Source organism: Vibrio sp. SCSIO 43097 (assembly GCF_023650755.1).
Taxonomy (GTDB): Bacteria; Pseudomonadota; Gammaproteobacteria; order Enterobacterales; family Vibrionaceae; genus Vibrio; species Vibrio alginolyticus.
In genome coordinates this window covers 1036933-1049238 of the sequence record NZ_CP071840.1, presented here as the reverse complement: position 1 = coordinate 1049238, position 12306 = coordinate 1036933, and the positions used below count along the sequence as shown (strand labels likewise).

Annotated in this window: 10 protein-coding genes; 5 read left to right on the top strand and 5 right to left on the bottom strand. The window is 44.9% G+C overall.

Annotation, left to right across the window (positions count from 1 at the left end):
* Nucleotides 1–94: 94 nt before the first annotated feature.
* The gene (locus tag J4N40_RS04990; protein ID WP_250654396.1) at nt 95–1018 is read right to left on the bottom strand and encodes a histone deacetylase family protein; all 924 of its coding nucleotides are present in this window, start codon (nt 1016–1018) and stop codon (nt 95–97) included.
* Between the two features lie 271 nt (nt 1019–1289).
* On the opposite strand from J4N40_RS04990, the gene J4N40_RS04985 reads away from it, so the two are divergent.
* On the top strand, nt 1290–1979 hold the full coding sequence (locus J4N40_RS04985; protein WP_206949290.1) for an SDR family oxidoreductase: 690 nt from the start codon (nt 1290–1292) through the stop codon (nt 1977–1979).
* A 183-nt stretch (nt 1980–2162) separates the two neighbouring features.
* Complete coding sequence (locus tag J4N40_RS04980; RefSeq protein WP_005380717.1) at nt 2163–2369, top strand: hypothetical protein; 207 nt, start codon at nt 2163–2165, stop codon at nt 2367–2369.
* 50 nt (nt 2370–2419) lie between these two features.
* On the opposite strand, the gene J4N40_RS04975 is transcribed toward J4N40_RS04980, so the two are convergent.
* Together J4N40_RS04975 and J4N40_RS04970 are read right to left on the bottom strand one after the other, a co-directional pair.
* Nucleotides 2420–4381 carry a DNA topoisomerase III gene (locus J4N40_RS04975; protein WP_042522502.1) on the bottom strand — a complete coding sequence of 654 codons (1962 nt, stop codon included), beginning with the start codon at nt 4379–4381 and terminating at the stop codon, nt 2420–2422.
* Between the two features lie 103 nt (nt 4382–4484).
* A complete protein-coding gene (locus tag J4N40_RS04970) occupies nt 4485–5033 on the bottom strand; it encodes an NAD(P)H nitroreductase (protein WP_005380711.1) in 549 nt (182 codons plus the stop codon).
* A gap of 173 nt (nt 5034–5206) precedes the next feature.
* Here J4N40_RS04970 and J4N40_RS04965 point away from each other — a divergent pair, with 173 nt between their 5' ends.
* On the top strand, nt 5207–6523 hold the full coding sequence (locus tag J4N40_RS04965) for an MFS transporter (protein WP_005380709.1): 1317 nt from the start codon (nt 5207–5209) through the stop codon (nt 6521–6523).
* Between the two features lie 59 nt (nt 6524–6582).
* Here the strand turns inward: J4N40_RS04965 and J4N40_RS04960 are convergent, their stop codons facing one another.
* A complete protein-coding gene (locus J4N40_RS04960; RefSeq protein WP_250654395.1) occupies nt 6583–8595 on the bottom strand; it encodes an NADPH-dependent 2,4-dienoyl-CoA reductase in 2013 nt (670 codons plus the stop codon).
* A 224-nt stretch (nt 8596–8819) separates the two neighbouring features.
* On the opposite strand from J4N40_RS04960, the gene sppA reads away from it, so the two are divergent.
* Both sppA and ansA read left to right on the top strand, forming a co-directional pair.
* Nucleotides 8820–10670 (top strand): signal peptide peptidase SppA, encoded by a 1851-nt coding sequence (gene sppA / locus J4N40_RS04955; RefSeq protein WP_005384920.1) that lies wholly within the window; start codon nt 8820–8822, stop codon nt 10668–10670.
* Between the two features lie 164 nt (nt 10671–10834).
* Nucleotides 10835–11848, top strand: coding sequence for an asparaginase (ansA, locus tag J4N40_RS04950; RefSeq protein WP_005384922.1), 1014 nt, complete (start codon nt 10835–10837; stop codon nt 11846–11848).
* A gap of 99 nt (nt 11849–11947) precedes the next feature.
* Here ansA and J4N40_RS04945 read toward each other — a convergent pair whose 3' ends face one another.
* Nucleotides 11948–12232, bottom strand: a complete 285-nt coding sequence (locus J4N40_RS04945) for a YeaC family protein (RefSeq protein WP_005384924.1) — start codon at nt 12230–12232, stop codon at nt 11948–11950.
* Between the last annotated feature and the right edge of the window lie 74 nt (nt 12233–12306).

Below are 12306 nucleotides of genomic sequence, written 5' to 3'. Positions count from 1 at the left end.
CACTCCGCCACACTCCGAAAGAACCCACAAAAAATTAATGCCCTTTTCGTTCGTTCCAGTGTTGAATCAATTTGATATTTACATCTAGTTGTATCTACTCATCAATAAAGACTTCTTTAGCGGCATTGATAAGCTGCAAATGAATTGGGACGAGGTCAGCATGATTCGTTCGATATCCACCTCCAACGACAGCTGCGACAGGGATACCTCGAGATTTCACTGTTTGCATTAAAAATCTATCACGTTCTAAAATCCCTTGCGTCGACACATCAAAATATCCAAGCTCATCGTCTTGATGTATATCGACACCAGCATCGTAGATAACCAAATCAGGGCGATGAAGATTAAGTGCCATATCGACCACTTCTTTAAACGCCATTAAAAAATCCTCATCACCTGTTCCTCGCGCCATAGGCACATCGAGGTCAGACTGAGGCTTCCTCGCTGGGAAGTTTTTATCACAGTGGAAAGAAAGCGTGATGATATCTGGCTCATCGTCACATAAAGTTGCTGTTCCATCCCCATGGTGAACATCACTATCAATGATCAATACTTTATCGACATGCTCGACTTCGAGCGCTTGCCTGGCCGCGATCACTAAGTCATTAAATAAACAAAAACCACTGCCAAACTCTTTGTGTGCGTGGTGATACCCACCACTCAAATGAATGGCCACACCGTACTCAAGTGCCTTTTTTGCGGTCAGAGCCGTGCCCGCTACTGAAGTTAGCGTTCTGGTAATGAGAGACTCACTCCAAGGAAAACCTATTCGGCGCATCTTCGCAGCTGGCATGTTTCCACTAACAAGTAACTCGACGTATTCCTCGTCATGAACACGTTTTACTTCCCCAACAGTTAATGCTTCGGGCTGGAAAAACTGCGTGTGCTCTTTCCAGTTATCTTTCTCCATATGCACCAATACCGATTCATAGAGGTACTGGTATTTCATAATTGGGTAACGATGCCCCTCTGGCAACTCAAGTTGAGAATAAATCGGGTGGTAGATAAATGGCAGCATGAGAAATTCTTAATAACAATGGTAACGAAATAGTATCAACTTAAAGGGTTGAATAAAACGCAATTTAATTGATAATGATTTTCAATATCAATTAAATTTAATATACATATGAATTCTACTTTCTTTGCTATTCTCGGCGCACTGTTTGGCTCTCTTTGTGCCCTGTCCCTATTTTCATCTCTTGTTGTTGGTGCGTGGTGGTTGGTTGATTTTATTGTGCTTAACTAACACAATGACTTTCAACTGAAATCAAAAAAACATAGGTGTTTGTATGAGTCAAACCGTCTTTATTACCGGAGCAAATCGCGGCATTGGCCTTAGCTTAACTGAGCTGTACCTGAAGCAAGGCCACCAAGTACATGCTACTAGCCGTTCCTTAGAGAACAGTTCAGAACTACAAACTCTAGCCTCACAATTCAGTAATCTGGTTTTGCACGAACTGGATGTCACTCACTACGAACAAGTCGCTAAGCTTGCCGATAAACTCCCTGCCATCGACTTACTCATCAATAATGCAGGATATTACGGCCCCAAGGGATATGGCTTTGGAAACACTGACGTAGAAGCATGGCGTAAAGTCTTCGAAGTAAACACCATTGCTCCGTTAAAACTGGTTGAGTACTGTTACCCTCGCTTACAACAAGGCAAGATAAAAAAGATTGCTTGTATCTCATCAAAAGTCGGCAGTATGACCGAAAATACGTCCGGTGGCGGCTATATTTATCGCTCATCGAAAGCGGCGCTTAACTCGGTTGTTAAAAGCTTAAGTAATGATTTAACACCTGAAGGGTTTACTGTTTTGGCGCTTCACCCTGGTTGGGTAAAAACGGCGATGGGCGGGCCAAATGCTTTGATAGATACGCAAACCTCCGCACAAGGCCTAGCGAACGTGATAGAGCTGAGCACACCGCAGCTTTCAGGTCGATTTATTAACTACGATGGTACTGAGTTACCTTGGTAGCAGCATTAAGACACAACCATCACTAAACCAAATATCATCAAAGCCAGGCTTCATAATCGTGACTTGGTTGGCAAACATAATGTTCATCAGTGATCCACCAGCATAATTCGTGCAATCTAACTTGAATTTATCTACATCCAATCCAGACTTAGGAAAAAGTAGAACAAATAAGGAGAAAGCACGATGGCAGCAGATAGGGATTTGGTTAATTTTAGCGAAGAGCACGAACTAAATTACTGCTTGAGAAGTGCTGGTAAACGCCAAACTCAAGCGAATCGAGATACATTAGTTGACTTGGGCAACCAGGTGAAAGAGGTACTGGACAAACGCGTGTTAACTCAAGGTGAAGTAAGAGGCGCGATCCAAAACCACGGTGATCTGTTCGAGTAATCTATTTTCAAGCATGCGCGGAGTTTAATTACGCCGCGCTTGTCCTATGCCTACTTACCTTTGGTTGAACGAGATTTAGTCGCGCCACCATTCTTTGAATAACTGCGCTTTTTACGTTTAAACGCAGGACGTTCCACCTTGGGTAGATGACGTAATGAATCAGGGATAGGCCCTGCTTTTACTTGTGCCATCAAGCTATCAATGCGTTGTTCCAGTGCTTGCATGAACGGCTGATATGCTTGATTTCTCTCTGCCATACCTTGTAACTGGTGCTCCCAATGAGCCGTCATATCAGGGTATGTTGAATCTTCTGGCAAGGCATGAATGAGACCTCTTCCCGCAGGAGAACTGAGAATTGACTTACCTTGACGCGTAAGCAGTTGGCGTTTGAACAGCGTGTCCAAAATACCAGCGCGAGTCGCTTCCGTGCCTAGCCCATCAGTGTCACGAAGGATTTTTTTCAGTTCTTTATCCGCAACATAACGGGCGATCCCGGTCATCGCTTGCAACAGCGATGCCTCGGTAAAATGCTTTGGTGGCTCGGTTTTTCGGTCTTTTATTTCCCCTTCACGACAAGTTAACACGGTGCCTTCGGGTAGCGGTGGCACGGCATCAATACCTTCATCTTCCTTGTCAGTTTTGCCCATTAGCGCTTTCCAACCCGGCGAAACTAACTGACGACCTTTCGCGACAAACGTACCACCAGCGATATCGAAAACCAATTTCGCTTCTGCGTAAACCGCCGCCGGATAGAACTGCATGAGGTACTGGCGCGCAATCAATTGATACACTTTCATCTCATTGCCGGAAAGCGCATTCACATTAGCTTGCTTCGGTGTAGGGATAATCGCATGGTGCGCATCCACTTTTTTATCGTTCCAGGCTTTGGACTTTAATGTTAAGTCTGCTCCCTGAACGGCAACTTGCAACTCTTTTGCGTTATTCGCAATAGCAGTTGTCACCATCCCTGCTTGTGAGTAGTGTTCCATTGGTAAATAGCGACAATCTGAACGCGGGTAAGTGATCAGCTTGTGCTTTTCATACAATGCCTGACAAGTATCTAGTACTTGTTGCGCACTCATACCATAGCGCTTCGCGGCATCGATCTGTAAAGCAGATAACGAATAGGGTAATGGTGCTGATTGCTTGGTTTGCTTTTGTTCCGACTCTGTCACTTTTGCGGGTTGATTTGCAATACGGTTTGCAACATTTTCCACCAACTTACGGTTTAATACTCGACCTTCTTCGTCCTGCCAAGGCTTGCATGCCTCACTTGGCTTCCAACGAGCACGAATATCAAAAGTACCATTGGCATCTTGATATGGGATCAGAGCATGTAGGGTAAAATAGTCCTTCGGGACAAAGTTTTCGATTTCTTCATCGCGACGCACCACTAAGCCAAGAACTGGCGTTTGCACTCGCCCTACCGAGAGAACACCTTGATACCCTGCTTTTTGACCAAGCAAGGTATAAGCACGAGACATGTTCATACCATACAGCCAATCAGCCCGAGAGCGGGCCAATGCTGAAACTGAAAGTGGGATAAACTCGCGATTACTGCGCATAGAACTGAGAGCACGTTTAACCGCAGGTAAGTTTAAGTCGGAAATCAACAAACGCTGTGTAGATTCCTTCTTGGTTTTAGATAACTTGCAATAGTCGAGAACTTCATCAACTAACAGCTGACCCTCTCGATCTGGGTCTCCTGCATGAATGACTTCGTTAGCTTCTTTGAGCAATTTACGAATCACTGTTAATTGCTTACTTGCACTTTTCCTCGGTCTGAGCTGCCATTGCTGCGGAACAATTGGTAAATCTGCCATATTCCACTTTTTATAACGCTCATCGTAAGCGTCGGGTTCGACTTGTTCGAGTAAGTGGCCGATACACCAAGTAACGATATCCCCGTTCCCACAGCGGATGAATCCTTGATCTTTCTTTTGAGGGTTTGGCAGTGCAGCGGCAATCGCACGGCCTAAACTTGGTTTTTCAGCAATAAACAGACGAGACATAACGTTTTGGAAATAAATATAATTAGGGCCACATTATCGAATGTAGCCCTAATAAATCAAGAAAAACTGTATAAATAAACAGTCAATTTATTTAAGTTTTCAGTTATAGAAATTCAACAAACTGAGAAAGGTCACGCTCAGGAACTTTCATCGGTGTACAACCAGGCGTGCCTAAGTACAAGAAACCAACAATCTCATCGTCACCTTCTAAACCAAATGCTTGATGAACTTCTGGATGGAACATCCACTTACCTGAGCGCCAAAACCCTTGAAAGCCTTGCGCTACGGCTGCCATTTGCATCGCTTGTACAGCGCATCCCGCAGATAAGTGTTGCTCTAGTGCTGGTACTTTCTCATGTTCTGTTACTTTAGCAATCACCGTGATCACCATTGGTGCGCGAAATGGGGCATTCTTTACCTTTTCGACCACCGCTTCATCACTATTTTCAGCTTCTGCCGCTTTTACCAATATATCTGACAGTTTTTTCAAACCATCGCCCTGTGCGATAACGAAACGCCAAGGGGTTAATCCCGCATGGTCAGGCGCACGAAGGCCAGCACGAATGATGTTCTCAAGTGCTTTACCTTCTGGTGCAGGCGCGGATAACTTCGCGATAGATCGGCGATTGAGCAAAAGATCGAGAGCGTCCATGAAAGAATCCTTATTGAATATCGTTGTTATTTTGTTTACGCCACTTTAGCACAATCTGCTCCTGCGAATAACAACCGGTTTTCTGTGGGCTTGATAACGTGCTTCACTTAACATCAATCTGGGTTTAATGTTAATTTATTCGCGAAATGAATAAGTTGAACATAGGCAGGTTGATGAACAAGGACAAACAAAACAGCATTTACGAAAAGATCGTTAATGACGAAGATGCCCGTGCCTGTAAGGCGATTCCTGAATCAGCTTGTCATCAAGTTCCCGGCAACTTTCTTAAAATCATTCTCGCTCAGTTTTTAACGAAAGTCGGCGATGCGTTAATCAATCCTAAAGTCACGTTGCCGTGGATACTACAAAGTCTCGGGGCTCCGGTTTACTTAATTGGTTGGCTGGTTCCTATTCGTGAGTCAGGATCCCTTATCCCACAACTTAGCATCGCGCACTACATCCGACGCATTCCAGTAAGAAAATGGGTCTGGGTAATTGGCAGCATCTTGCAGGCTCTTTCCATATTTGCAATCGGATTGGTCGCATTAACTCTAACAGGAGCAGCTGCGGGTTATGGTGTAATTGCATGTCTTGTGATCTTCAGCCTCTCACGCGGTTTAAATTCCGTCGCATCAAAAGATGTATTGGGCAAAACCATCCCTAAAAACCAACGAGGTCAAGTCAACGGCTGGTCTTCAAGCGCTGCTGGCCTGGTTACGCTGCTTTTCGCTAGCCTTCTGGCACTAGCCTGGTTATGGGACGTAGAGCCGACAGAGCGCTTTTACGGTCTGAGTTTAGGCTTAGCGGGCGTCATATGGCTCATCGCGGCATTCGTCTATGCGCGAATTAATGAGTATGCCGGTGAGGTAGACGGTGGTCGAAATGGCGTCCTCGAAGCATTTAAACAACTCGCGTTACTTAAGACAGACGTGACCTTTCGTCGATTCGTTATCACGCGGACACTATTTTTATGTTCTGCGCTGAGTGCTCCGTACTACGTTGTGCTGGCACAGCAATCTCTGGGGGGACAGCTCTGGGTGCTAGCTCTCTTTATGTTTGCGAGTGGCTTGGCCTCCTTTGTGTCAGGTCCTTTCTGGGGAAGAATGTCCGATCGCTCTAGCCGCAGTGTGATGGTCATAGGCGCAATGATGAGCGCGCTACTTGGTGTTGTGTTATTTGTTTACGATACATGGGTCACCGCTAGCCAAAGCGGCCTATTCGTGATTCCTCTGCTTTACTTTTGTGTTTGTATTGCCCACGACGGAATACGAGTCGGACGAAAAACCTATTTAGTTGATATCGCAGAAGGTGACAAACGGACGAGCTATGTAGCCGTGAGTAACACAGTGGTTGGGATAATGCTGCTTCTAATGAGCTCTCTTGGTGTTATGTCGAACTTCTTGAGCCTTTCAGCTGTGGTGTTAGTGTTCTCTTTTATTACTTTTGCTGGCGTGGTAATGGCCAAACAACTGCCAGATATCAGTGACTAGTTCTATACAAAAAAGCTGCGCTCAAAGCGCAGCTTTTATGGTAAATACACATTAAAAGGCTAGAGTTTTACCGCCAATTTAACACCTTGACGAATCGCACGCACAGCATCAAGTTCACCCGCATGGTCAGCTCCGCCAATGATATGAATCTTCTCTCCAAGTTCAGACCATTTATCTTCAAACGGACGTACAGACTCTTGTCCAGCACAAATGATCACTTTGTCTGCATTAAGTACCTGCGCGCTTCCGTCTACATGAATGTGCAAACCTTGATCATCAATTTTATCGTAAGACACGCCACCGACTAAATGTACGCCCCGTTTTTCAAGGGTACGTTTATGGATCCAACCTGTCGTTTTACCCGGACCTTTACCTACACGACCTTTACGACGCTGAAGTACCCAGACTTCTTTATCGCTGACTGCATCAGGGTAAGGATATAAACCACCCGGCTGAGACATCTCCTTGTCGATTCCCCATTCATGCAACCAGTCATCCAACGTTTGTCCAACTGGCTCTGTGAGCATGGTCGCGACATCTACGCCAATGCCACCAGCACCAACGATAGCCACTTTCTCACCGACTGGCGTTTTGTCTCGAATGAGAGTTTGATAGTCGACGACTTTCTCTGGGTTATCAATTCCATCAATATTGACTTTACGTGGCTCAACACCCGATGCCATCACTATCTCATCGTATTCTGTGAGTAAGTCATAGTTCGCTTCCGTCGATAAGTGCAGATTCACGCCTGTTTCATCAATACGGTTAGCGAAATATCGTATCGTCTCTCGAAACTCTTCCTTACCAGGGATCTGCATCGCAAGACGGAACTGACCACCGATGCGGTCGTTCTTTTCGAACAAATCAACCCTATGGCCACGTTCAGCCAGTGTGGTCGCACAAGCCAAGCCCGCAGGTCCAGCACCAACAACTGCAATGTTTTTCTTTTTAAAGGCTGGTTCAACAACAATTTCGGTTTCATAGCACGCTAGAGGGTTCACTAAGCAACTGGCGCGCTTACCTTTAAACACGTTATCTAGACACGCCTGATTACAACCAATACACGTATTAATAAGCTGCGCTTTTTCCTGTTCGGCTTTAGCAACAAAGTAAGGATCGGCCAAGAATGGGCGCGCCATCGAAACCATGTCGGCATGACCTGAAGATAAAATACGTTCTGCTTCATCTGGCGTATTTATACGGTTGCAAGTGATAATAGGAACCGAAACGTGAGGTTTAACTTTTTCCGTAACCCATGTAAACGCACCGCGTGGTACTTGAGTCGCAATTGTCGGAATTCGAGCCTCATGCCAACCGATACCCGTATTAATAATCGTGACGCCAGCCTCTTCAAGTGCTTTCGCCAATTCGATAACGTCTTCAAAAGTGCTGCCCTGCTCGACAAGATCCAGCATAGAAAGACGGAAGATGATGATGAACTTGTCACCTACCGCCTTGCGTACCGCTTTAACAATTTCTAGCGGAAAACGCATACGTTTTTTATAGCTGCCACCCCATTCGTCGTAACGCATATTAGTACGTTTACATAAGAATTGGTTTATCAAGTAACCTTCCGAGCCCATTAACTCGACGCCATCATAACCAGCAAGCTGTGCTAACTCCGCACTATTAGCAAACGCGTCGATGGTTTTCTTTATCTGGCGGTCGCTCATTTCACTCGGAGCAAACTTTGCAATTGGCGCTTTAATGCCAGATGCACTTTGCGAGAATGGATGCATTGCATAACGCCCAGCATGGAGAATTTGCAACGCAATTTTACCACCGTGCTTGTGCACCGCTTCTGTCACAACTTTATGGGCTTTAGCATGTTTTGGCTTGCTGAATTCAGCACTCAACGGGTGTAAACGACCGCGTAAGTTAGGAGAAAAACCTCCGGTTACAATCAGTCCGACACCGCCTTTCGCGCGTTCTTCATAAAAAGCAGCGAGCTTCTGTAATCCTTCTTTGTGCTCTTCTAAGCCCGTGTGCATTGATCCCATCAGAACTCGGTTTCGTAATTGTGTGAAACCGAGATCCAGTGGCTTTAATAGGTTTGGGTACATGGCAGACATCACTTAACATCCATTGTTATTATCATGGTCTGACCAGATTAAGCCTGCTCAACCAAAAAATCAAACAAGCGTTTACATTTTTGTAACACCGATCAATCTCGTGTGAAAATATGCCAATTGTTGAGTGGTCGTGATAAGCTAAAAAAATGTTATCTTTTGAGATCTTAGAGATAAGAACCCATACTTTGTTAGACTCGGCGTAACTATCTCGTTATGGAGACAAGATGAAAAAACTCTTCAAATTTATTGGTTTGATATTTAAAGGGATATGGAAAAGTATCACTTTCATCAGACTCGCACTGGCAAACCTAATTTTCTTGCTGATGATTGCCGTTTTCTACTTTGCCTTTACTTATACCGGAGACGGTCAACCTGTCGTCGAAAAAGAATCGGCATTGGTGATGAACCTTTCAGGCCCAATTGTCGAACAAAGACGTTATGTAAACCCAATGGACTCTTTTGCTGGTTCCCTTTTGGGTAATGAGTTACCGAAAGAAAACGTCCTTTTCGATATCGTTGATACTATTCGCTACGCGAAAGACGATCCTAAAGTATCTGGATTAGTGCTAGCACTGCGAGACATGCCAGAAACAAATCTCACGAAACTACGTTACATCGCGAAAGCGTTGAACGAATTTAAAGCGTCAGGCAAACCCGTTTACGCCGTAGGTGATTTCTACAACCAAAGCCAATATTACTTGGCAAGTTACGCTGACAAAGTTTATCTGGCACCTGATGGTGGTGTATTGATTAAAGGTTACAGCGCTTACTCAATGTACTACAAAACGTTACTTGAAAAGCTTGACGTTTCCACTCATGTTTTTCGCGTAGGTACTTATAAATCCGCTATCGAACCGTTTATTCGTGATGACATGTCCGATGCGGCGAAAGAGTCAGCAACACGCTGGGTTACTCAATTGTGGAGTGCTTTTGTTGATGACGTAACAACAAACCGAAACATTGATGCGAAAGTGCTTAATCCAACCATGGATGAGCTGATTAACGAGATGAAGTCTGTAAATGGCGATATTGCTCAGCTCGCAGTCAAACTGGGGCTAGTGGATGAACTTGCGACACGCCAAGACATTCGCACTCTATTTGCAAAACAGTTTGGTAGTGACGGCAAAGACAGCTACAACGCGATTGGTTACTACGACTACCTTGCAACGATTCGTCCTGATTACACACTACCTCAACACGACATCGCCGTTGTTCTAGCCAGTGGCGCGATTATGGACGGTCAACAACCTCGCGGAACTGTTGGTGGTGACACGGTCGCAAGCTTGCTGCGTCAAGCACGCAATGATGAAAAAGTGAAAGCGGTCGTGTTACGAGTAGATAGTCCAGGAGGCAGTGCCTTTGCTTCTGAAGTGATTCGTAACGAAGTAGAAGCTCTGAAGCAAGCAGGTAAGCCGGTTGTTGTATCCATGTCGAGTTTGGCTGCTTCTGGTGGTTATTGGATTTCAATGAGCGCAGACAAAATCGTTGCTCAGCCAACAACCCTGACGGGCTCCATTGGTATATTTAGTGTCATCACCACGTTTGAAAAAGGCTTTAGCAAGTTAGGTATTAACACTGATGGCGTTGGCACATCGCCGCTCTCAGGTGACGGTATTACCACTGGCCTTTCTGAGGGCGCGTCTCAAGTGTTCCAATTAGGTATCGAACACGGTTACAAGCGCTTTATTTCTCTAGTTGGCGAGAATCGCGATATGTCTCTAGAGGAAGTTGACAAAGTTGCTCAAGGTCGAGTTTGGACTGGCCAAGATGCACTATCCTTTGGTCTTGTCGATCAAATGGGTGACTTTGATGATGCTGTAGAGCTAGCGGCGAAACTAGCGAACGTAACCGATTACGGCATTTACTGGGTAGAAGAGCCTCTTTCACCTACTGAACTATTTCTACAAGAGTTTATGAAACAGGTGAAAGTCTCTCTAGGTATTGATGCAACAAGCTTGCTACCAAAAAGTCTTCAACCCGTAGCTCAACAATTCGAACAAGACGCAAGCTTGCTCCAAAGCTTCAACGATCCTAAAGGTCAATACGCATTTTGTTTAAACTGCCAAGTGCAGTAGTTTTTCCATCAATATTACAAAGGGCACTTCTACTTGAAGTGCCCTTTTTATTAGGCTTTGCATCTCCTCAGATGACTTTCTGATGCTGTGCGTATAGCCTCGCATCTCAAGGTTATTTAGGTATATAATCCCCGCCTCTGTTCCCCTACACGAAAGAAAAAACGATGACTAGAAAACACATCTACATCGCTTACACCGGTGGTACCATCGGAATGCAAAAATCCGACCACGGCTATGTGCCTGTTGCTGGCTTTATGGAAAAGCAATTAGCAAGCATGCCAGAATTCCATCGTCCTGAAATGCCGGATTACACCATCCACGAATACGACCCTCTGATTGACTCATCAGATATGACACCTGCTGACTGGCAGCAGATTGCGAATGATATTCGTGACAACTATGACAAATACGATGGTTTCGTTATCCTACATGGTACTGACACCATGGCGTACACAGCGTCCGCATTGTCTTTCATGCTTGAAAACCTTGGTAAGCCAGTGATTGTAACGGGTTCACAAATCCCTCTCGCAGAGCTGCGTTCTGACGGCCAAGCAAACCTATTAAACGCGCTACATATTGCGGCAAACTACCCGATCAACGAAGTAACTTTGTTCTTCAATAATCAATTGATGCGTGGTAACCGCAGCACAAAATCTCATGCAGACGGTTTTAATGCCTTTACTTCACCAAACCTTCCTCCACTATTGGAAGCTGGGATCAATATTCAAGTTAGCAACAGCATAACCGTTGGTGCACAACCAGAAGGTGAGTTTAAGGTTCACAACATCACGCCACAACCAATCGGCGTGATCACCATGTACCCTGGTATTTCACACGAAGTTATCCGCAACACGCTTCGTCAGCCCGTGAATGCGATGATTCTTCTGACTTTTGGTGTCGGCAATGCTCCTCAGAACCCTGAGCTGCTTGGTCACCTGAAAGAAGCCTCTGAGCGCGGCGTTATTGTTGTCAACCTGACTCAGTGTTTGGCAGGTAAAGTGAATATGGGCGGATATGCCACAGGTTGTGCGCTCGCAGACTCTGGTGTTATCAGTGGCTTTGACATGACGCCCGAAGCGGCGCTGGCAAAACTACACTACCTTCTAAGCCAAAACCTTTCATACGAAGAAGTAAAAGAGAGAATGCAACAAGTACTGCGTGGTGAAATGAGCCTGTAAGTAAGTTCAAGCTTTCTACGATCTAAAAAGCCCAATACAATTTGGGCTTTTTTCTTTCAAAATCAAAATAATAAAATTTTGAGAAATAAGGCGAAAGGATTAATCAATGTTCGGATTGACACGAACAATATCGCTCTCTTCTCCGCTGAATTGTTTTTTAAGCTCTTGTTTTGATTTAAAACTGATTTCACCACCGACTGCAACCGTCATATGCTGCGCATCAGTATTATGTTTTGATTGATACAACATCACAGCTTGCATACACGAATCTCGCTGCTCTTTAGAAAGTGTTGTACCCTCAGGCCATCTTCCCGTTTCTACTGCATACACTAAGCGATCATAAACTTCTGGAGTCATCGCTTGTAATAGTTGTTCTGCGTCCATAGTGTACCTTCTTATTACATTCTATTTACAGAACATAACGGGTTAAGAAACTGAGTCAAGAATACGAAAATGAA